22 protein-coding genes and 1 tRNA gene are annotated in these 21073 nt (G+C 51.9%); 16 read left to right on the top strand and 7 right to left on the bottom strand.

Annotated features, from left to right (window positions below; all coding sequences use genetic code 11):
* Positions 1 to 14 precede the first annotated feature (14 nt).
* From mlaC to murA, 4 genes are all read left to right on the top strand, one after another.
* A complete protein-coding gene (mlaC, locus tag On2M_RS21515) occupies positions 15 to 650 on the top strand; it encodes a phospholipid-binding protein MlaC (protein WP_043017796.1) in 636 nt (211 codons plus the stop codon).
* Positions 650 to 943 (top strand): lipid asymmetry maintenance protein MlaB, encoded by a 294-nt coding sequence (mlaB, locus tag On2M_RS21510; RefSeq protein WP_210905439.1) that lies wholly within the window; start codon positions 650 to 652, stop codon positions 941 to 943. Before mlaC ends, mlaB begins: the two co-directional genes overlap by 1 nt.
* 169 nt (positions 944 to 1112) lie before the next feature.
* Entirely contained in the window at positions 1113 to 1367 is a 255-nt protein-coding gene (ibaG, locus tag On2M_RS21505) for a BolA family iron metabolism protein IbaG (protein ID WP_151217864.1), read from the top strand.
* A 53-nt stretch (positions 1368 to 1420) separates the two neighbouring features.
* Entirely contained in the window at positions 1421 to 2680 is a 1260-nt protein-coding gene (gene murA, locus On2M_RS21500) for a UDP-N-acetylglucosamine 1-carboxyvinyltransferase (RefSeq protein ID WP_003839949.1), read from the top strand.
* A gap of 56 nt (positions 2681 to 2736) precedes the next feature.
* On the opposite strand, the gene sfsB is transcribed toward murA, so the two are convergent.
* Positions 2737 to 3021, bottom strand: a complete 285-nt coding sequence (sfsB, locus tag On2M_RS21495; protein ID WP_151217863.1) for a DNA-binding transcriptional regulator SfsB — start codon at positions 3019 to 3021, stop codon at positions 2737 to 2739.
* Positions 3022 to 3244: 223 nt separating this feature from the next.
* Complete coding sequence (gene ispB / locus On2M_RS21490; RefSeq protein WP_003025033.1) at positions 3245 to 4216, bottom strand: octaprenyl diphosphate synthase; 972 nt, start codon at positions 4214 to 4216, stop codon at positions 3245 to 3247.
* Positions 4217 to 4474: 258 nt separating this feature from the next.
* Between ispB and rplU the strand changes: the two genes are divergently transcribed.
* The 4 genes from rplU to cgtA all read left to right on the top strand — a co-directional run bounded on the left by rplU (position 4475) and on the right by cgtA (position 7344).
* Entirely contained in the window at positions 4475 to 4786 is a 312-nt protein-coding gene (rplU, locus tag On2M_RS21485; RefSeq protein ID WP_003025032.1) for a 50S ribosomal protein L21, read from the top strand.
* 19 nt (positions 4787 to 4805) lie between these two features.
* Positions 4806 to 5063 carry a 50S ribosomal protein L27 gene (gene rpmA / locus On2M_RS21480; protein ID WP_003025030.1) on the top strand — a complete coding sequence of 86 codons (258 nt, stop codon included), beginning with the start codon at positions 4806 to 4808 and terminating at the stop codon, positions 5061 to 5063.
* A gap of 127 nt (positions 5064 to 5190) precedes the next feature.
* A complete protein-coding gene (locus On2M_RS21475; protein ID WP_003025028.1) occupies positions 5191 to 6156 on the top strand; it encodes a DMT family transporter in 966 nt (321 codons plus the stop codon).
* Between the two features lie 15 nt (positions 6157 to 6171).
* The gene (gene cgtA / locus On2M_RS21470) at positions 6172 to 7344 is read left to right on the top strand and encodes an Obg family GTPase CgtA (RefSeq protein WP_151217862.1); all 1173 of its coding nucleotides are present in this window, start codon (positions 6172 to 6174) and stop codon (positions 7342 to 7344) included.
* A gap of 92 nt (positions 7345 to 7436) precedes the next feature.
* Here cgtA and dacB read toward each other — a convergent pair whose 3' ends face one another.
* Positions 7437 to 8870, bottom strand: a complete 1434-nt coding sequence (dacB, locus tag On2M_RS21465; RefSeq protein WP_151224425.1) for a serine-type D-Ala-D-Ala carboxypeptidase — start codon at positions 8868 to 8870, stop codon at positions 7437 to 7439.
* A 248-nt stretch (positions 8871 to 9118) separates the two neighbouring features.
* Between dacB and greA the strand changes: the two genes are divergently transcribed.
* Positions 9119 to 9595 carry a transcription elongation factor GreA gene (gene greA, locus On2M_RS21460; RefSeq protein ID WP_016154674.1) on the top strand — a complete coding sequence of 159 codons (477 nt, stop codon included), beginning with the start codon at positions 9119 to 9121 and terminating at the stop codon, positions 9593 to 9595.
* 155 nt (positions 9596 to 9750) lie between these two features.
* On the opposite strand, the gene yhbY is transcribed toward greA, so the two are convergent.
* Positions 9751 to 10044 carry a ribosome assembly RNA-binding protein YhbY gene (gene yhbY, locus On2M_RS21455; RefSeq protein WP_003025016.1) on the bottom strand — a complete coding sequence of 98 codons (294 nt, stop codon included), beginning with the start codon at positions 10042 to 10044 and terminating at the stop codon, positions 9751 to 9753.
* A 125-nt stretch (positions 10045 to 10169) separates the two neighbouring features.
* Here yhbY and rlmE point away from each other — a divergent pair, with 125 nt between their 5' ends.
* From rlmE to glmM, 4 genes are all read left to right on the top strand, one after another.
* On the top strand, positions 10170 to 10799 hold the full coding sequence (gene rlmE / locus On2M_RS21450; RefSeq protein ID WP_003025015.1) for a 23S rRNA (uridine(2552)-2'-O)-methyltransferase RlmE: 630 nt from the start codon (positions 10170 to 10172) through the stop codon (positions 10797 to 10799).
* A gap of 99 nt (positions 10800 to 10898) precedes the next feature.
* Positions 10899 to 12833, top strand: a complete 1935-nt coding sequence (ftsH, locus tag On2M_RS21445) for an ATP-dependent zinc metalloprotease FtsH (protein ID WP_043017790.1) — start codon at positions 10899 to 10901, stop codon at positions 12831 to 12833.
* Between the two features lie 98 nt (positions 12834 to 12931).
* Positions 12932 to 13780 carry a dihydropteroate synthase gene (gene folP / locus On2M_RS21440; protein ID WP_187260107.1) on the top strand — a complete coding sequence of 283 codons (849 nt, stop codon included), beginning with the start codon at positions 12932 to 12934 and terminating at the stop codon, positions 13778 to 13780.
* On the top strand, positions 13773 to 15110 hold the full coding sequence (glmM, locus tag On2M_RS21435; RefSeq protein WP_151217859.1) for a phosphoglucosamine mutase: 1338 nt from the start codon (positions 13773 to 13775) through the stop codon (positions 15108 to 15110). Before folP ends, glmM begins: the two co-directional genes overlap by 8 nt.
* Before the next feature lie 45 nt (positions 15111 to 15155).
* Here the strand turns inward: glmM and dcuC are convergent, their stop codons facing one another.
* On the bottom strand, positions 15156 to 16622 hold the full coding sequence (gene dcuC / locus On2M_RS21430; RefSeq protein WP_151217858.1) for a C4-dicarboxylate transporter DcuC: 1467 nt from the start codon (positions 16620 to 16622) through the stop codon (positions 15156 to 15158).
* Positions 16623 to 16632: 10 nt separating this feature from the next.
* Positions 16633 to 17766 carry a beta-aspartyl-peptidase gene (gene iadA, locus On2M_RS21425; RefSeq protein WP_151217857.1) on the bottom strand — a complete coding sequence of 378 codons (1134 nt, stop codon included), beginning with the start codon at positions 17764 to 17766 and terminating at the stop codon, positions 16633 to 16635.
* A gap of 148 nt (positions 17767 to 17914) precedes the next feature.
* On the opposite strand from iadA, the gene On2M_RS21420 reads away from it, so the two are divergent.
* From On2M_RS21420 to On2M_RS21410, 3 genes are all read left to right on the top strand, one after another.
* Complete coding sequence (locus On2M_RS21420) at positions 17915 to 18808, top strand: LysR family transcriptional regulator (RefSeq protein ID WP_151217856.1); 894 nt, start codon at positions 17915 to 17917, stop codon at positions 18806 to 18808.
* Between the two features lie 167 nt (positions 18809 to 18975).
* Positions 18976 to 19308, top strand: a complete 333-nt coding sequence (gene secG, locus On2M_RS21415; RefSeq protein WP_151217855.1) for a preprotein translocase subunit SecG — start codon at positions 18976 to 18978, stop codon at positions 19306 to 19308.
* 9 nt (positions 19309 to 19317) lie between these two features.
* Positions 19318 to 19404 (top strand) — tRNA-Leu (locus On2M_RS21410).
* A 169-nt stretch (positions 19405 to 19573) separates the two neighbouring features.
* On the opposite strand, the gene argG is transcribed toward On2M_RS21410, so the two are convergent.
* Positions 19574 to 20917, bottom strand: a complete 1344-nt coding sequence (argG, locus tag On2M_RS21405; RefSeq protein ID WP_005131837.1) for an argininosuccinate synthase — start codon at positions 20915 to 20917, stop codon at positions 19574 to 19576.
* Between the last annotated feature and the right edge of the window lie 156 nt (positions 20918 to 21073).

Genomic DNA, 21073 nt, shown 5'->3' with positions numbered 1-21073 from the left:
AGGAGAATCGACGTATGTTTAAACGATTGATGATGGTGGCTATGCTTGTCATTGCCCCACTTAGCGCGGCAACCGCAGCGGACCAGACGAATCCGTATAAACTGATGAATGAGGCCGCGCAGAAGACGTTTGACCGTCTGAAGAACGAACAACCTAAAATTCGTTCCAACCCGGATTACCTGCGTCAGGTTGTCGATCAGGAACTGTTGCCTTATGTGCAGGTTAAATATGCTGGCGCGCTGGTACTGGGCCGTTACTACAAAGATGCCACTCCCGCTCAGCGTGACGCCTATTTCGCCGCATTCCGTGAATATCTGAAGCAGGCTTACGGTCAGGCGCTGGCGATGTACCATGGCCAGACCTATCAGATTGCCCCAGAGCAGCCGCTGGGCGATGCGACTATCGTTCCTATCCGCGTAACTATCATCGATCCAAACGGTCGTCCTCCGGTGCGTCTGGATTTCCAGTGGCGTAAAAATTCTCAGACCGGTAACTGGCAGGCGTATGACATGATTGCTGAAGGCGTAAGTATGATCACCACCAAACAAAATGAGTGGAGCGACCTGCTGCGTACGAAAGGTATTGATGGCCTGACTGCTCAGTTGAAATCAATTTCTCAGCAGAAAATTACTCTGGAAGAGAAAAAATAATGACGCAATCACTCACCTGGACGCGTGAAGGCGACAAGCTGGTGCTGGTGGGCGAGCTGGATCAGGACGTATTAAATCCATTATGGGATGCACGAGTTGAGGCGATGAAGGGAGTATCCTGCATCGACCTGAACCAGGTTTCCCGGGTCGATACCGGTGGTCTGGCATTACTGCTGCACCTGATTAATCAGGGCAAGCAGCAGGGGAACGGTGTTTCGCTCGCTGGCGTTAACGATAAAGTGTACACGCTGGCGCAGCTTTACAATTTGCCTGACGACGTTCTTCCGCGTTAATTTTTTCAGGCCGGATAAGGGCTTGTGCCGTCATCCGGTAACCCCTCTGCGAGGGATCTGCCTCTAAAGCCTTGTCTGATTTATCAGCGAGGCTTTTTGCTTATTTATGACAGCGCCACTTTGCTCTAAGATGTTGGGCTGTTTTCACTATCTGACGAATGAAGAGCCCATGGAAAATAATGAAATTCAGAGCGTGCTGATGAATGCACTCTCCCTCCAGGAAGTCCACGTTTCTGGCGACGGCAGTCACTTTCAGGTTATTGCCGTGGGTGAGATGTTTGAAGGCATGAGCCGGGTCAAGAAGCAGCAAACAGTCTATGGCCCGTTGATGGAGTACATTGCGGACAACCGCATTCATGCCGTGTCGATTAAGGCCTTTACCCCAGCAGAATGGGCGCGCGATCGCAAACTTAACGGTTTTTGAGCTACGGGTGATGTGCCGGTAGCGAAGATAAATTCTTAACAGAGAACAGAATAATGGATAAATTTCGTGTTCAGGGGCCAACCAAGCTCCAGGGCGAAGTCACAATTTCAGGCGCTAAAAATGCTGCACTGCCGATCCTGTTTGCGGCGCTGCTGGCTGAAGAACCTGTAGAGATCCAAAACGTCCCGAAACTTAAGGACGTTGACACCTCAATGAAGCTGCTGAGCCAGCTGGGTGCGAAAGTTGAACGTAATGGTTCGGTGCACATTGATGCGCGCGACGTGAACGTTTTCTGTGCGCCGTACGATCTGGTGAAAACCATGCGTGCGTCCATCTGGGCGCTCGGGCCGCTGGTTGCTCGCTTTGGCCAGGGCCAGGTTTCACTGCCGGGCGGCTGCACCATTGGTGCGCGTCCGGTTGACCTGCACATTACCGGTCTGGAGCAGTTAGGCGCGACAATCAAGCTCGAAGAAGGCTATGTGAAAGCGTCCGTTGATGGCCGCCTGAAAGGCGCGCACATCGTCATGGACAAAGTAAGCGTCGGTGCGACTGTTACTATCATGTGCGCAGCAACGCTTGCCGAAGGCACGACCATCATCGAAAACGCCGCACGTGAGCCGGAAATTGTCGATACCGCGAATTTCCTGATTGCGCTGGGTGCGAAGATCACCGGTCAGGGTACCGATCGCATTACTATCGAAGGCGTAGAACGTCTTGGTGGCGGCGTTTACCGCGTTCTGCCAGACCGTATCGAAACCGGTACCTTCCTGGTCGCCGCGGCAATTTCTCGTGGCAAAATCATCTGCCGTAATGCACAGCCAGACACGCTGGATGCCGTTCTGGCGAAGCTGCGTGATGCGGGGGCGGATATCGAAGTCGGCGACGACTGGATAAGCCTCGATATGCACGGTAAACGTCCGAAAGCGGTCAATGTGCGCACTGCGCCGCATCCGGCGTTCCCAACCGATATGCAGGCTCAGTTCACGCTGCTGAACCTGGTGGCAGAAGGGACGGGCTTCATCACGGAAACCGTGTTTGAGAACCGCTTTATGCATGTGCCTGAGCTGAGCCGTATGGGCGCTCATGCAGAAATCGAAAGCAATACTGTGATTTGCCACGGCGTGGAAACGCTCTCTGGCGCACAGGTTATGGCGACCGATCTGCGTGCATCCGCAAGCCTGGTCCTCGCAGGATGTATTGCTGAAGGGACGACGGTAGTCGACCGTATTTATCATATCGATCGCGGCTATGAGCGTATCGAAGATAAGCTGCGCGCGCTGGGCGCAAACATTGAGCGCGTGAAAGGCGAGTAATCGTCTACGTCTCTTGTAACCCCCAGTTCAGTTGGCCGGGGGTTACTGCTCAATGTTCATTCCGGATTCTGTTTCTCTCTGCGACTCCTCATCATCCGCGTTCTGTCAATGAACTCATGCGTTTTGGCATCGTGATAGCGTGACGGCCAAATCACCCAGGGATCAGTTCCCAGTGCCCGGGCGATAATCAACTCACCTTTTGGCCATGGCCGGGTTAACGCATTGGCCAGCGTTGATGAGCTCAACCCATTCTTACGTGATTCAGCGGCCATTGAGGTTCCTTTCTTGCGCAGTCCGGCGATGATGTCGGCCGGATGCCAGTCAATCAGCTTGCTTTCCATAAATTCATCTCTCCTTTGGTTAACGACTTACGGTTCCACGATCGGTTGTGGCAACACTATAACGCCCGGAGAATGAATGTTCTAAAATGTTCACTTAAAGAGCGTGTACATTCAGAATATATCAAGGTTATTTGTTGTTTTTAGGAGGGTTATATTTGTTATTGGAGTTTATAAGAACATCCCGTGCAAGGCACGGGATGATAAAGGAGGGGGCTGGAAGGAATTAACGGTCGCGCTGTACGGCGATATGCGCCAGACCAATCAGCGCTTCTCTCCACGGCGTATCTGGTAGCACCTGTAACGCAGCGATGGCTTTATCAGCCTCTTCTTCTGCACGTTGGCGAGTCCACTCCAGAGAACCACAGGCGTTCATCGCTTCCAGAACCGGCTCCAGAAGGTGACGGCCATTACCTTGCTCAATGGCCTGGCGGATCATTTGCGCTTGTTCTGGCGTACCGTGGCGCATGGCATGCAGCAGCGGCAGCGTAGGTTTGCCTTCGTTGAGGTCATCACCAACGTTTTTACCCAGTTGCTCGCCATCTGCGCTGTAATCCAGCAAATCGTCAATTAACTGGAAAGCTGTACCGAGATAACGGCCGTAATCCTGCAATCCTTTCTCTTGTTCTTCGCTGCAACCAGCCAGAATGCCAGAGCATTGGGCCGCTGCCTCAAACAAACGCGCGGTCTTACTGTAGATGACGCGCATATAGTTTTCTTCGGTGATGTCCGGATCGTTGACATTCATCAACTGTAAGACTTCACCTTCGGCGATGACGTTGACCGCTTTCGACATGACTTCCAGCACTTTCAGCGAACCGAGGCTGGTCATCATCTGAAAAGCACGGGTATAGATAAAATCGCCGACCAGCACGCTGGCCGCATTACCAAAGGCCGCATTCGCCGTGGCTTTCCCGCGACGCATGTCAGATTCATCCACAACATCGTCGTGTAACAGGGTCGCGGTGTGGATAAACTCGATCAGGGCCGCAATCGTAACGTGTGCATTTTCCTGGTAGCCAACGGCACGCGCGGCGAGTACGGCGATCATTGGGCGAATGCGTTTTCCGCCGCCGCTAACGATGTAGTACCCCAGTTGATTGATCAACTGGACGTCGGAATTGAGCTGTTCAAGGATTGTCGCATTGACCCCCGCCATATCTTGCGCGGTTAACTCATTGATTTTTTCTAAATTCATCGCAAAAGCCGGGCTTCTCGCCCCGATTACCTTACTGTATGAAAAGGTAACGTCGGGTTTAGGGTTATAAATATATGCTGATTGTACTGAAAAAACGCCGTAGATAAACGTTACCGTACGTGTTGTGTTTTTTTTCTTCATGTATTGACGGTAGCACTTGTCAAAGGCTCGCGTTTTGCGTAATATTCGCGCCCTATTGTGAATATTTATAGCGCACTCTGAATCATCAAAAAGGTGTGCGCGGAAGCGGAGTTTTTTATGTACGCGGTTTTCCAAAGTGGTGGTAAACAACACCGAGTAAGCGAAGGTCAGACCGTTCGCCTGGAAAAGCTGGACATCGCAACTGGCGAATCTGTTGAATTCGCTGAAGTTCTGATGATCGCAAACGGTGAAGAAGTCAAAATCGGCGTTCCTTTCGTTGATGGCGGCGTTATCAAAGCTGAAGTTGTTGCTCACGGTCGTGGCGAGAAAGTTAAAATTGTTAAGTTTCGTCGTCGTAAACACTACCGTAAGCAGCAGGGCCATCGTCAGTGGTTCACTGATGTGAAAATCACTGGCATCAGCGCTTAAGTTAAGGGGAGCAGATTAAATGGCACATAAAAAGGCTGGCGGCTCGACTCGTAACGGTCGCGATTCAGAAGCTAAACGTCTGGGCGTAAAACGCTTCGGCGGTGAAACAGTTCTGGCTGGTAGCATCATCGTTCGTCAACGTGGTACTAAATTCCACGCTGGCTCCAACGTTGGTTGCGGCAAAGACCACACTCTGTTTGCTAAAGCAGACGGTAAAGTGAAATTTGAAGTGAAAGGCCCGAAAAACCGTAAATTCATCAGCATCGTTGCTGAATAAGTTTTTCGCGTCCCGGTAACGGATAAAAGCCCCGCAACACGTTGCGGGGCTTTTTACATTCGACGGCCGGTAAATACGCTCGTCGCGCCGTGACAACCCGGAAACGAGCCCTTGCAGGGAATACGGTATGAAGCAGCAGGCAGGCATTGGTATTCTGTTAGCACTCACAACGGCAGTATGTTGGGGGGCTTTGCCAATAGCAATGAAGCAAGTGCTGGAGGTGATGGAGCCTCCTACCGTGGTGTTTTACCGTTTTTTAATGGCAAGTATTGGCCTTGGCGCTATTCTTGCGGTTAAAAAAAAGCTCCCTCCATTGCGTATTTTTCGCAAAGCGCGTTGGCTGGTACTGCTGGCTATCGCTACCGGTGGGCTGTTCGGTAACTTCATTCTGTTTAGTTCATCCTTGCAATATTTGAGCCCAACGGCTTCGCAGGTTATCGGTCAATTGTCACCGGTTGGTATGATGATCGCCAGCGTCTTTATCCTGAAAGAAAAGATGCGCGGCACGCAGGTGATTGGCGCCATTATGCTTCTGAGCGGACTGGTCCTGTTTTTTAATACTAGTCTGATCGAAATTTTTACCCGGCTCACCGATTACACCTGGGGCGTTATCTTTGGTGTCGGTGCGGCAATGGTTTGGGTGAGCTATGGGGTCGCGCAAAAGGTGTTATTGCGTCGGCTGGCATCACCGCAGATCCTGTTTTTGCTGTACACTTTATGTACGATTGCGTTATTGCCGCTGGCTAAACCCGGTGTCATCACGCAGCTCAGCGACTGGCAGCTGGCATGCCTTGTATTCTGCGGCCTGAATACGCTGGTAGGATACGGTGCTCTCGCGGAAGCGATGGCGCGTTGGCAGGCGGCGCAGGTGAGTGCCATTATTACGCTCACACCGCTGTTTACGTTGTTATTTTCAGATTTATTATCACTGGCCTGGCCCGATTTCTTCGCCAGACCGATGCTAAACCTATTAGGTTATCTCGGTGCGTTTATCGTGGTTGCGGGCGCGATGTATTCCGCCATTGGTCATCGAATTTGGGGCGGTTTACGTAAGCATGAAACGGTGGTTTCGCAACCCCGCTCAGGCGAATGATTTACGGAGAGTAAAATGAAGTTTGTTGATGAAGCATCGATTCTGGTCGTTGCAGGTGATGGCGGTAATGGTTGCGTCAGCTTCCGCCGCGAAAAATACATCCCAAAAGGCGGTCCGGACGGTGGTGACGGCGGTGATGGCGGTGACGTTTGGCTGGAAGCCGACGAGAACCTGAACACGCTGATTGATTACCGTTTTGAAAAATCATTCCGTGCGGAACGTGGTCAGAATGGCGCGAGTCGTGATTGCACCGGTAAGCGTGGTAAAGATGTCACGATTAAAGTGCCTGTCGGTACACGTGTTATCGACCAGGGCACGGGCGAAACCATGGGCGACATGACTAAACATGGTCAGCGTCTGATGGTCGCTAAAGGCGGCTGGCACGGTCTGGGTAACACCCGTTTCAAATCCTCGGTCAACCGTACTCCGCGTCAGAAAACAATGGGGACGCCGGGCGATAAGCGCGATCTGATGCTCGAGCTGATGCTGCTGGCAGACGTGGGTATGCTGGGTATGCCAAACGCCGGTAAATCGACGTTTATCCGTGCAGTATCTGCGGCGAAGCCGAAAGTCGCTGATTATCCGTTTACCACCCTGGTACCAAGCCTGGGTGTAGTGCGTATGGACAATGAAAAGAGCTTCGTGGTTGCCGATATCCCGGGGCTGATTGAAGGTGCGGCTGAAGGCGCTGGTCTGGGTATCCGCTTCCTGAAACATCTGGAACGTTGCCGCGTGTTGCTGCACCTCATCGATATCGATCCGATTGACGGTTCCGATCCGGTAGAAAACGCCCGTATCATTATTGGCGAACTGGAAAAATACAGTCAGGATCTGGCGTCTAAACCGCGCTGGTTAGTGTTCAACAAAATTGATTTGATGGACAAGTCTGCAGCGGAAGAGAAAGCGAAAGCGATCGCCGAAGCGTTGGGCTGGGAAGGTAAATATTATCTGATCTCTGCCGCCAGCCAGCTGGGCGTGAAGGATCTTTGCTGGGATGTGATGACCTTTATCATCGAGAACCCGATTGTTCAGGCTGAAGAAGCGAAACAGCCAGAGAAAGTTGAGTTCATGTGGGATGATTACCATCGCCAGCAGCTCGCTGAAGTCGAAGACGAAGCGGAAGATGACTGGGATGACGATTGGGACGAAGACGACGAAGAAGGCGTTGAGTTCATCTACAAGCGTTAATCGCATTAAAAACCCCGGCCATGCTGCCGGGGTTTTTGTTTCCAGTTTGCGTAGGCCGGATAAGCGCAAGCGCCATCCGCCATCTTCAAAATCTAGTTATTCTGATAAATGTCCTTGTACAACCGGCTCTCGAAGCGTACTAGCGGAATTCGGCGATTACGTTGGTCAGCCGGCTCTACCGCATAACCAGACAAATACTGCACAAATGCCATACGTTGACCGCTTGCCGTAGTGATAAAGCCCGCAAGGTTATAGACCCCCTGCAAAGAGCCTGTCTTCGCCGATACTTTGCCATCCACACCAGCCTGATGCAGACCCGCACGATATTGCAAAGAGCCATCATGGCCCGCCAGCGGCAACATGGTGATAAAGTTCAACTCGTTATCGTGCTGAGCAATATATTGCAGTACCTGCATCATGGTCGCAGGAGCAATCAGGTTATGGCGGGAGAGTCCAGAACCATCGGCAATAATCGTGTTGCCGATATCAACGCCCGCTTGCTGACGCAAAATCTGGCGTACGGCATCAGAACCTGCTCGCCAGGTGCCCGGCACGTTAAATCGCGCATGACCAATCATGCGGAAAACGGTATCGGCAATCATGTTGTCCGATTTTTTCAGCATAATCTTAAGCAGGTCATGCAGCGGCGCTGACTGCTTACTGGCGACCACGGTTCCCGGTGTGTTGACCTGCGTCTGGCGCAGCAGAGTACCGCTGTAAGTGATCCCTGCTTGTTTTAGCTCATCTTTGAGAATCGCCCCGGCATAACTGGCGCCGTCCTGAATGGCGAACGCCAGCGGCAGCGGATCGGCACGTTGTGGCAGACATCCGGTCAACGTAAAGCGGTTGAGATCGCCAGGCACCACGTCCAGTTCACAATATTGCGCTTCGGCAGAGCCTCGAGCGAGAGTTCGCACCTGGCTGAACATGGTGACCGGGTAATAAGATGCCACGCGGATAAACGCGAGATCGTTAGGTTTTTGCGCGCTGTAGAGTGAAACAGAGAAACAGTTACGATCGACAATGGCTGCTGCGGGCGGCGCGCTAAAACACTGCGTCATGTCGTTCCAGGGCCAGCCAGGAGCTTTATCATGACTGGCGAAAATAGAGGTATCGATCAGGACATTTCCGGCAATTTGCGTCACGCCTGATTTTTTCAGGGTTGCCACCATATTGCGGATATCCTGACGTTTTAGCGTCGGATCGGCACCAAATCGCGCCACTAAGTCACCTTTTAATACCCCGCCTTCCACGTTGCCTTTTGTCTCAAGCGTGGTGGTAAAACGAAAGTCAGGCCCGAGCTGAATCAATGCCGCCAGCGCGGTGATCACTTTCTGGGTACTGGCGGGGAGTGCCATCTGCTGGCTATGAAAATCAATAGCAGGAGCAGGTGCGCCAACCTTCTGTACCATGAGGGCGAGGTTGGCTCCGGCAGGGAGCTGATTGATATACTCGTCGACGTTCGCGGCCTGAACGCTGAACGCTATACTGGCAGTCAATCCAATGGTAAATCTGGAAAATCGCATAATCTCGCGCTAACAACCTGGAAACAGGCCGTCATACTACGGCGCAACGCCCCAAAAAGTAAACGATGACCCATCGGGAACTCCAGGGTAAAATGATCATCAAATAGAGAATTGTAGCTGACCTGGGACCCTGAGCCCCGGGTCGGTATTTTTTTGCTTCTGACTCTGGCATGGCGTATGCCAGAGTGTGCTTAGCAGCCGGGGTGAGAGCAACCGCCCCCTACAGGAATGTTCAAGAGGTATAACAAATGCAAGCTATCCCGATGACCTTACGTGGTGCTGAAAAACTGCGCGAAGAGCTGGATTTTCTGAAATCTGTGCGCCGTCCTGAAATCATTGCCGCTATTGCAGATGCGCGTGAGCATGGCGACCTGAAAGAAAATGCGGAGTACCACGCGGCGCGTGAACAACAGGGGTTCTGCGAAGGGCGCATCAAAGATATCGAAGCTAAACTGTCCAACGCGCAGGTTATCGACGTCACTAAAATGCCGAACAATGGCCGCGTCGTTTTCGGTGCGACGGTTACCGTGCTGAATCTCGATAACGATGAAGAGCAGACCTGGCGTATTGTCGGCGATGATGAAGCCGATTTTAAACAGAACCTGATTTCGGTGAACTCGCCTATCGCTCGTGGCCTGATTGGCAAAGAGCAGGATGACGTGGTGGTTATCAAAACGCCGGGCGGTGAAGTTGAATATGAAGTGACGAAGGTCGAATACCTGTAAGAATTTCCCAATACTCAAGATGTTGATGTATTGTAAAGAAAGGAAAAAGGCCGCATAGCGGCCTTTTATCAACGAAGAGAGCGTGGCATTTTGCTCTCCTGCTAGCGGAAAATCCCGCGTTTTACACAAACTTCGTGTGCAACTTTGGGATATTCTTAGCGTGGCAGCGAGATTTTACGTTCTTTAGTCGGGCGATACAGTACCAGCGTTTTGCCGATGACCTGTACGTTACAGGCGCCGGTTTCGCGTACGATAGCTTCCACGATCAAGGTTTTGGTATCGCGATCTTCCGAGGCGATTTTCACCTTGATAAGTTCATGGTGCTCTAACGCTTGTTCAATCTCGGCCAGTACCCCTTCGGTCAAACCATTGTTGCCAAGCATAACTACAGGCTTGAGCGGATGTGCCAGACCTTTCAGGTGCTGTTTTTGTTTAGTACTCAGATTCATCGTATATTTTTGCTTACGTTGGGATTGAAAACGGGTCATTCTACCGCCATCTCCCATATATCGCCAAATAGCTGTGTAGAAATTTACACCATTGGTTACGATGAACTGCCCTTTGGGAATGTGAAATGACAGGTAAAAAGCGTTCTGCCAGCTCGAGTCGCTGGCTTCAGGAACACTTTAGCGATAAATATGTTCAACAGGCGCAGAAAAAGGGGTTACGTTCCCGTGCCTGGTTTAAACTTGATGAAATACAGCAAAGTGACAAAATTTTTAAACCGGGGATGACGATTGTTGATCTCGGTGCTGCACCCGGTGGTTGGTCGCAATATGCGGTTACGCAGATCGGCAACACTGGCCGCATTATCGCTTGCGATCTTTTACCTATGGATCCAATCGTTGGTGTGGACTTCCTTCAGGGCGACTTTCGTGATGAATTAGTCCTGAAAGCGTTACTTGAGCGCGTAGGTGACAGTAAAGTACAAGTTGTCATGTCTGATATGGCGCCAAATATGTGTGGAACACCGGCGGTGGACATTCCCCGGGCCATGTATCTGGTAGAGCTGGCGCTTGGAATGGCTCGTGATGTATTAGCGCCAGGTGGTAGTTTTGTAGTGAAGGTGTTCCAGGGCGAAGGCTTCGATGAGTATCTAAGAGAGATTCGCTCCCTGTTTACGAAGGTCAAAGTTCGTAAGCCGGACTCTTCTCGCGCCCGTTCGCGTGAAGTGTATATTGTAGCGACCGGGCGTAAACCATAACCGGTAGATTTCAAACGAAAGTTTGAAAGAAACTGGATATAGAGTATCCTGACGCTGTTTTTAACACAGTTGTAATATGAGGTTAATCCCTTGAGTGACATGGCGAAAAACCTAATTCTCTGGCTGGTCATTGCCGTTGTGCTGATGTCAGTATTCCAGAGCTTTGGGCCCAGCGAGTCTAATGGCCGTAAGGTTGATTACTCTACCTTCCTGCAAGAGGTCAATCAGGACCAGGTTCGTGAAGCGAAGATCAACGGACGTGAGATTAACGTTACCAAGAAAGATAGTAACCGTTACACGACCTACATTCCGGTTAACGATCCGAAGCTGCTTGATAACCTGCTGACCAAAAACGTCAAGGTTGTTGGCGAACCGCCTGAAGAGCCGAGCCTGCTGGCTTCTATCTTCATTTCCTGGTTCCCAATGCTGCTGCTGATTGGTGTCTGGATCTTCTTCATGCGTCAAATGCAGGGCGGTGGTGGCAAAGGTGCCATGTCGTTCGGTAAGAGCAAAGCGCGCATGCTAACGGAAGATCAGATCAAAACTACTTTTGCTGACGTTGCTGGTTGTGACGAAGCAAAAGAAGAAGTTGCTGAACTGGTTGAGTATCTGCGCGAACCGAGCCGTTTCCAGAAGCTGGGCGGTAAAATCCCGAAAGGCGTCCTGATGGTCGGTCCTCCGGGTACAGGTAAAACTCTGCTGGCAAAAGCTATCGCAGGTGAGGCGAAGGTTCCTTTCTTCACAATTTCCGGTTCTGATTTCGTGGAAATGTTCGTCGGTGTTGGTGCATCTCGTGTGCGTGACATGTTCGAACAAGCCAAGAAAGCGGCACCGTGCATCATCTTTATCGATGAAATCGACGCCGTAGGTCGCCAGCGTGGCGCAGGTCTGGGCGGTGGTCACGATGAACGTGAGCAGACGCTGAACCAGATGCTGGTTGAGATGGACGGCTTCGAAGGTAACGAAGGTATTATCGTTATTGCGGCAACTAACCGTCCGGACGTACTTGACCCTGCGCTGTTGCGTCCAGGCCGTTTCGACCGTCAGGTTGTGGTTGGTCTGCCGGACGTTCGCGGTCGTGAACAGATCCTGAAAGTGCATATGCGTCGCGTACCGCTGTCTCCGGATATCGATGCGGCAATCATTGCACGTGGTACGCCAGGCTTCTCTGGTGCGGACCTCGCGAACCTGGTGAACGAAGCGGCGCTGTTTGCTGCTCGCGGCAACAAGCGCGTCGTGTCGATGGTTGAGTTCGAGAAAGCGAAAGACAAAATCATGATGGGTGCGGAACGTCGCTCCATGGTGATGACGGAAGCGCAGAAAGAATCTACCGCGTACCACGAAGCAGGCCACGCGATTATCGGTCGCCTGGTACCGGAACACGATCCGGTGCACAAAGTGACGATTATCCCGCGCGGTCGTGCACTGGGTGTGACCTTCTTCCTGCCTGAAGGCGACGCAATTAGCGCCAGCCGTCAGAAACTGGAAAGCCAGATCTCCACGCTGTACGGCGGTCGTCTGGCGGAAGAGATCATCTACGGTGTTGAGCACGTTTCTACCGGTGCGTCGAACGACATTAAGGTCGCGACCAATCTGGCGCGTAACATGGTTACTCAGTGGGGCTTCTCCGAGAAACTCGGACCGTTGCTGTATGCTGAAGAAGAAGGCGAAGTGTTCCTGGGACGTTCTGTGGCGAAAGCTAAACATATGTCCGATGAAACGGCTCGCATTATCGATCAGGAAGTTAAACTGCTGATTGAACGTAACTATGACCGTGCGCGTCGTCTGTTGAATGAAAACATGGATATTCTGCACTCGATGAAAGATGCGCTCATGAAATATGAGACCATCGATGCACCGCAGATTGACGATTTGATGGCTCGCCGCGACGTGCGTCCGCCAGCGGGTTGGGAAGAACCGGGTTCTTCTAACAACAACTCTGGCAGCACCGGTAAGCCTAGCGCACCGCGTCCGGTTGATGAACCGCGTGCGCCGGACTCTGGCACCATGTCAGAGCAACTGGGCGACAAATAAGTTATCGTTGATGATGACCGTGTTTTAATTGAAAACCCTGGGGCTTGCTCCGGGGTTTTTCTTATCTGCATATTCAAGATTTTTTCAGGGATAAAGCTATGAAACTCTTTGCTCAGGGTTCTTCACTGGATCTCAGCCATCCACATGTCATGGGGATTTTGAACGTCACGCCAGATTCTTTTTCCGATGGCGGGGCGCACAATTCTCTGGTTGAGGCGGTGAAACACGCCAACCTGATGATTAACGCCGGGGCGACTATCATTGATGTGGGTGGTGAATCCACGCGTCCAGGTGCTGCCGATGTGAGCGTCGAAGAAGAGTTGCAGCGAGTGATCCCGGTGGTGGAGGCGATTGCTCAGCGTTTTGAAGTGTGGATTTCTGTCGATACCTCAAAACCGGAAGTGATTCGCGAAAGCGCCAGAGCCGGCGCACATATCATTAATGACATTCGCTCACTCTCGGAACCCGGAGCGCTGGAAGCTGCAGCGGAATCCGGATTGCCAGTTTGCCTGATGCATATGCAGGGGCAGCCGAAAACCATGCAGGAAGCACCAAAATACGAGGATGTTTTTGCTGATGTAAATCGTTATTTTGTTGAGCAAATAGCGCGTTGTGAACGGGCTGGAATCACAAAAGATAAATTGTTGCTCGACCCCGGGTTCGGATTCGGTAAAAATCTCACCCACAACTACACATTACTGGCACGTCTGGCGGAGTTTCATCATTTTAATCTGCCGCTGCTGGTTGGAATGTCACGAAAATCAATGATTGGCCAACTGCTGAATGTGGGGCCATCCGAACGCCTGAGCGGCAGTCTGGCGTGCGCGGTCATTGCCGCAATGCAGGGGGCGCAGATTGTTCGTGTCCATGACGTCAAAGAAACCGTAGAAGCGATGCGTGTGGTGGAAGCCACATTGTCTGCAAAGGAAAAAAAACGCTATGAGTAATCGTAAATATTTTGGCACTGATGGAATTCGCGGACGCGTAGGCGACGCCCCCATTACTCCTGACTTTGTCCTTAAACTGGGGTGGGCTGCAGGTAAAGTGCTGGCACGTCATGGTTCACGTAAAATTATTATCGGTAAAGATACGCGTATCTCTGGCTATATGCTGGAGTCTGCGCTGGAAGCGGGTCTGGCTGCTGCCGGTCTTTCTGCCTCTTTCACGGGCCCAATGCCAACTCCTGCCGTTGCTTATCTGACTCGCGCTTTCCGTGCTGAGGCCGGGATTGTTATCTCTGCTTCGCACAACCCGTACTATGACAACGGGATTAAATTCTTCTCCATCGACGGGACTAAACTGCCGGATGCCGTTGAAGAAGCTATCGAAGCCGAAATGGAAAAAGCGATCACCTGTGTAGATTCGGCTGAGCTGGGTAAAGCTACCCGTATCGTTGATGCTGCTGGTCGCTATATCGAGTTTTGCAAAGGCACCTTCCCGAATGAGCTAAGCCTGAGTGAGCTTAAAATCGTGGTGGATTGCGCCAACGGTGCGACGTACCACATTGCGCCAAATGTACTGCGCGAGCTGGGTGCGAACGTGATTGCTATTGGCTGTGAGCCAAACGGCGTGAACATCAATGAAGAAGTTGGCGCCACCGACGTCCGTGCCCTGCAGGCGCGCGTGATTGCGGAAAAAGCCGATCTGGGGATAGCGCTGGACGGCGATGGCGACCGTGTCATTATGGTTGACCACGAAGGTAATAAGGTCGATGGCGATCAGATCATGTACATCATCGCTCGTGAAGCCCTGCGTCAGGGGCAGTTGCGCGGTGGCGCGGTAGGCACACTGATGAGCAACATGGGCCTCGAGCTGGCGTTGAAACAGCTGGGTATTCCGTTTGCCCGCGCGAAAGTCGGCGACCGCTACGTACTGGAAAAAATGCAGGAAAAAGGCTGGCGTATCGGTGCCGAAAACTCAGGCCATGTGATCCTGCTGGACAAAACCACCACTGGTGACGGCATCGTGGCGGGTTTGCAGGTCCTGGCGGCGATGGTGCGCAACCATATGAGTTTGCACGACCTGTGCAGCGGCATGAAAATGTTCCCACAACTGCTGGTTAACGTACGTTACACCGCAGGTGGCGGCGATCCACTGGAGCATGAAAACGTAAAAGCGGTGATGACCGAAGTTGAAACGGCGCTGGGCAATCGTGGACGTGTCCTGCTGCGTAAATCAGGTACTGAACCGTTGATTCGCGTGATGGTTGAAGGTGAAGACGAAGCGCAGGTGACTGAATTCGCACACCGTATTGCAGATGCCGTGAAAGCAGTGTAATCACTTAAACAGCGAAAGCCGGAGTCAGAGACTCCGGCTTTTTTTTTACTGTACGGCAAGCGGCTGTTTACGTCTGCGCTGCCAGAAGTAACCGGCGACCATCAGCAGTACAAGGACTGCCAGCCACGGCAGTATTGCCAGCAAATGCCCTGACCGGGCAAAAGTCAACGCAATCATCAGTAACCAACCGCCCAGCATCGGAATTGCGGTGCGCTTAACAATATCGACTGGCGAAACGCCAGCGATTCCCGCGATAGCAATGATGACGCCGGCAATGGGGGATAACGTACGACCAATGCCCGCCGAGATCTGGATAGGCAACATCATGACTGCGATGTCGCTACCGATATGACGGCTGATGTCCGGTACCATTGGGGCGAATGAGAAAAATGCCGCATTCCCGGAGCCCATCAGGGCGGAAATCGCAAAGGTGATCAGCGTCATTAGCAGGATAATCGAGGCGGCGCTGAGGCCAAATTCACCAGAAAGCGACAGTAGTGCGTCGACGGCGCCAATGGCTTTCAGTCCGGCAGAAAAAACTTCACCGGCGATAATCAGCGTCACCACGGTGGCAAATACGCTGCCCATGCTGTCGAAAACTTTTTGTACGCCGGCCATCACGTCGCGTGCCTTACGGTGGCGGCAGTACTCAAAGATCAGGGTAATGGCAAGACTTATCAGTACGGCGGTATCGAGCGTAATTTTGAGCGAGCTGAATACTAAATCGCTGCACACCAGCATCAACACCAGTGGGAGCATGGGCAGAAACAGCCAGGCGATCGGTGCATCGGCTTCATCGGAAGACGTTAGTGTTTGCATTTGCTGAGCCACATTGTCACCAATTTCACGACGGTCGAAAAAGCGTTGTACAACAATATGCAGCAGGGCGATGAACAGAATAACGGGGACAACTATTGGCAACTGATCCTGCACGAAATAATTCACCACCTCAATGCCGGCGGTTTTAGCGGCGAGAACTGAGTTGCCGGAACCCGGACCAAATTCAACCGCACAGGTGCTGGCGATAACGGCGGCAACGGCGGCGCGACTACAGCCAAGACGGGTCAGTAACGGGTAAAGCGTCGCCATCAACAGCAGGCCAAGTCCGGTGGCGCTGCTGATAAACAGCGACAGGAATTGGCCCAGTAGTAACGCCAGGCCCAACAGCAGGTACGGTGAGTTCAGACGCTGCAAAGGACGAGACGTTACCCGAACCAGCACCTGGCTTGCGCCAATGGCTGACATATAGGTGGCGAACCCACCGATCAGCATAATTTGCAGCCCGAGGCCGCCGAGGCGCACGCTCAGGGTATCTCGGATAAACTCAAAGGCGTCAAAAGGACCAAATCCGGTGCTCTTTTTCACCAGGCTGCTGAGCGTGGTCATCCCGCTAAAATGCGCGATGAGCAGCAGCACAATCCCGGTCAGGAGCAGCACCGACTGGGGGTGATATTTTTTGAGGATCAGACGTCCGGCAAAAATGATGGCGAGTAGCGCCAATAATAATGACATTCTCGCCCCCTTACTCGAAGTTGCCGGTAACCTGGCACTCGCCATTCCGTAGCAACGGCTTACCCGCAGCAAACAGATGGGCCAGCGAGAGGTCATCGTTGAGTACACAAATATCGGCACGTTCCCCGGCGCAGAGTACACCACCGGAAATACCCAGCGAGCGCGCCACGTTTGCCGTCAACATCGCAATCGCCTGTGGCACCGGAATCCCCACATCAATCAGGCGAGGAAGCAGATTAAGGTTACCTGCGACCGGTGCTGCGCTTAAACCTTCCACGATCCCCTGAGCGTTAAACCGCGGAACGCTACCATTACCATCAGAGCTGATCGTGATGCGATCGGCCGGGACCTGGGCTTCCAGAGCATGGAGGATCGCCTGTTCCTGAGGCATGAAGCGACTACCACCGGATGTCACGTCAATATGGCCGCCGCGATGGGCGAAAGCAATTGCCTGTTCAAACAAGGGCTCTGTTCTCGCAACATGGGTTGGTGAAATGTGGTGAATCGGAATGCCTGCATCACACAGTTCAATAAGCTGTGACATCCCTTCTGGCAGATTCCCCAGGTGAACATGCAGCAACCCTTTTTTCCCTGCCAGCAGGGAAGCTACGCGGATATCACTGACTATCCTCAGTAATTCCTGGAAAGAGGGGTAAGAACCACGGTGATCGGCGAGGGCGATTTTTACGCCAAGAATCGCCGGAATGAACGTCATATCATCGCGGATGGATCGCGTAATGGTTGGGCTGGGTACCGCGTAGGCTCCCGTATGCATAAACGCGCGTAATCCCTCAAGGTTGAGCGATTGCATTTTAGCGTAGAGATCTTTGGGGGAACGAGAAATGGCATCGGTACCCAACACGCCGACAACCGTGGTAATACCTGCCTGAATCAGGTCTCGCAGCTTAACGGCTGGCGTGCGACTGGCAAATCCGGCTTCGCCACCGCCACCGGTAAGATGGACATGCTGATCGATGATGCCAGGGATAACCCATTTCCCCCGACAATCAATGACCTCGTCGACACTATCAAACAGAGAAATATCTTTTTCCACCGCAACAATGCGGTCGGCATGAATGAGCAGGGAGCAGAGGCCTAAATCCTCCGGAGAAAAAATACGGGCATTGGTCAATAAAGTAAACATATCGGTCCTGTCAAACGTCGAGGGTGAGAGTCGGCAGGTGAAACGGAATATTGTTGTTATGATGCCCACCATAAAGCCATTACTATAACTATGACTATTACCGATTTGTTATTGGAGGATGCGGTTATGGCATGGTGGAGAGTTCAACGTGGATTGTAAGTGGCTGGAAGATTTTCTGGCATTGAGTCAGCATGGAAACTACTCTCAGGCCGCAGCGCAGCGGCATATTACTCAACCAGCGCTCAGTCGCCGTATAAAGGCGCTGGAAGAGGTGTTGGGGGTGCCATTGTTTGACCGGACCACGACTCCCGTTACGCTGACGCATTATGGTGAGCGCTTTGAACCGTATGCCCGGCACGTCCTCAGCACGTTAACAGAGGCGCGCCACGAGCTGGCGGCGATGATGCCAGCAACGGACAATACGCTGGTAATGGTTAGCCTGCATACGCTGTCGGTGAATATCTTGCCGGATATGATCAACTATCTGCGACAAAGTGAACCGCAGTTAAATTTCACGGTAAATGCCAGCATTCAGGGGATAGACAACCACTTTAACGCCCTGATAGACCGGCAAATCGATCTGCTGGTGACATATGATTTGCCGTCTGCGCAGCCGGGGCTGGAGATCGCCGGAGGATTAAAGCGTTCGCTATGGCGATATGAGCGATTTATACCGGTTATTTCTGCGCAACTTGCTAATGTGCTTAACGATCTGCATGCACCGATCCCGTGGCTTTGCTACAGCGATTACACCTTTGTCAGACGCATTATTGAGCCAGCTGAACAGCGTGTTCGCCCACGTCTGAAAAAAGTGTTTGAGAGTGGTTTAAGCGAAACAATACGAGAAATGGTTCTACGCCATATGGGGATGGCATGGTTACCCGAGTCGATGGTGGCGGAGGAGCTGGTGAATCAGCAAATTATTCATTGCTGGCCGGAAAACGCAGATCTGATTTGTGAAATCCCCGTTGTGGTATGGGCGAATCTTGACGATCAACGTGCCGTCATGCAGAGATGCTGGGAGAAGTTGCTGCGTTTTTGATTGATGTGGCGATTTTTTCCGCAGTTGATACAATGCTAACAAATTGCCCTTGCGAAGGTTATTCGCTTTGGTTAGTATTCACACCCGCTTCAGTGGGAAACAGTAAATATTCCCGCTTTAATGGTCGAAGCATTGTACGCGGCAACTCCGCAAGGAACAGGTTGATTATGCACGAAGCTCTTTTAGTAGTTTTCCTTATTGTGGCAATTGGCCTGGTAGGCTTGATCATGCTGCAGCAAGGCAAAGGCGCTGATATGGGAGCCTCTTTTGGCGCAGGCGCTTCTGGTACTCTGTTTGGTTCAAGTGGTTCTGGTAACTTCATGACCCGTATGACAGCTGTATTAGGAACCTTGTTCTTCATTATCAGTCTGGTGCTGGGTAACATGAACAGCAACAAGACCAATAAAGGAAGTGAGTGGGAAAATCTGAGCGCACCGGTGAAAACCGAGCAAACTCAGCCAGCTGCTCCGGCTCAGCCGACCAGCGACATCCCACGCTAAGTATTCTGTACCGAGGTGGTGGAATTGGTAGACACGCTACCTTGAGGTGGTAGTGCCCTAACGGGCTTGTGGGTTCGAGTCCCATCCTCGGTACCAAATTCCGAAAAAAAGACGCTGAAAAGCGTCTTTTTTTTCGTCTGTCATTTGTAGCTGTGCTGTAGGCCTGATAAGGCGTTTACGCCGCCATCCGACATTATTACAAGCCATATCTCTCATATTCCGCGCATAAAAAAGGCCGCTTTCGCGGCCTTAAGATGATGAATGTTTATTTCGCTTTGTTTTCCAGATTCTCAACCTGCGGCAGACCGGTTGCGGAAGAGGCGGTGAGCAGGCCAGACTGCGCGTAGCCGAACAGCTTCTCGCGGGTATCGGTGATATCCAGATTACGCATGGTCAACTGACCGATACGATCGTCCGGAGAGAATACCGAATCGCCTTTTTCCATGGTCAGACGTTCTGGTTTGTAAGTCAGATTGTCTGACACGGTGTTGAGGATTGAGTAGTCATTACCGCGACGCAGTTCCAGCGTAACTTCACCCGTAATCTGGCTGGCAACCCAACGCTGTAGACCATCACGTAGCATCAGCGCCTGAGAGTCGAACCAGCGGCCCTGATACAACAGACGACCCAACTGGCGACCGTGCGCGTGATACTGCTCGATGGTGTCTTCGTTGTGAATACCGGTCAGCAGACGCTCGTAGGCGATATGCAGCAACGCCATCCCCGGGGCTTCGTAAATGCCGCGGCTCTTCGCTTCAATAATACGGTTTTCAATCTGATCGCTCATACCCAGACCGTGACGGCCACCGATACGGTTGGCTTCCAGCATCATCTCAACGTCGTCGCTGAAGGTTTTACCGTTCAGTGCAACCGGATGACCCTGCTCAAAACGTACGGTAACTTCTTCTGCTGGGATCTTCACGCTCTCATCCCAGAATTTCACGCCCATAATCGGATTGACGATTTTGACGCTGGAGTTCAGGAACTCGAGATCTTTAGCTTCGTGGGTCGCGCCGAGCATATTGGAGTCTGTGGAGTACGCTTTCTCAACGGACATTTTGTAGTCGAAACCACAGGCAATCATAAATTCAGACATCTCATGGCGACCACCGAGTTCGTCGATGAAGTCGGTATCCAGCCATGGTTTGTAAATCTGCAGTTCGGCGTTGGTCAGCAGACCGTAACGATAGAAACGTTCAATATCGTTCCCTTTATAGGTGCTGCCGTCACCCCAGATATTTACGCCATCTTCTTTCATGGCAGCAACCAGCATGGTGCCAGTGACTGCACGGCCCAGCGGAGTGGTATTGAAATAGGTTAGTCCGCCGGTGGTATTGTGGAATGCACCGCACTGAATGGCTGCGATCCCTTCGGCAACCAGCTGCTTACGGCAATCTACCAGGCGAGCATTCTCAGCACCATATTCCATTGCACGGCGAGGGATGGCGTCATAGTCATCCTCATCTGGCTGGCCCAAATTCGCAGTATATGCATATGGGACAGCCCCTTTTTGTCGCATCCACAGCAGTGCTGCACTGGTGTCCAGGCCGCCGGAAAAAGCGATACCAATACGTTGACCTACCGGGAGATGCTTGAGAATCGTCGTCATAAAATAAAACCCTGCTTGATAGACTGGTGAAGAGGTCGGCTTATTATACTGATTGCATTTTTATGCAAAATAAATGAGTTTTCATTTAATCATCTTTTCTGGGTGACAGGAAGAGTTTAGTGATAATTTCGTTAAATAACGGCGTGGATAGCATAT

This window comes from Citrobacter sp. On2M (assembly GCF_018035235.1).
Classification (GTDB): Bacteria; Pseudomonadota; Gammaproteobacteria; order Enterobacterales; family Enterobacteriaceae; genus Citrobacter; species Citrobacter meridianamericanus.
This window is presented reverse-complemented; position numbering and strand designations above follow the sequence as displayed.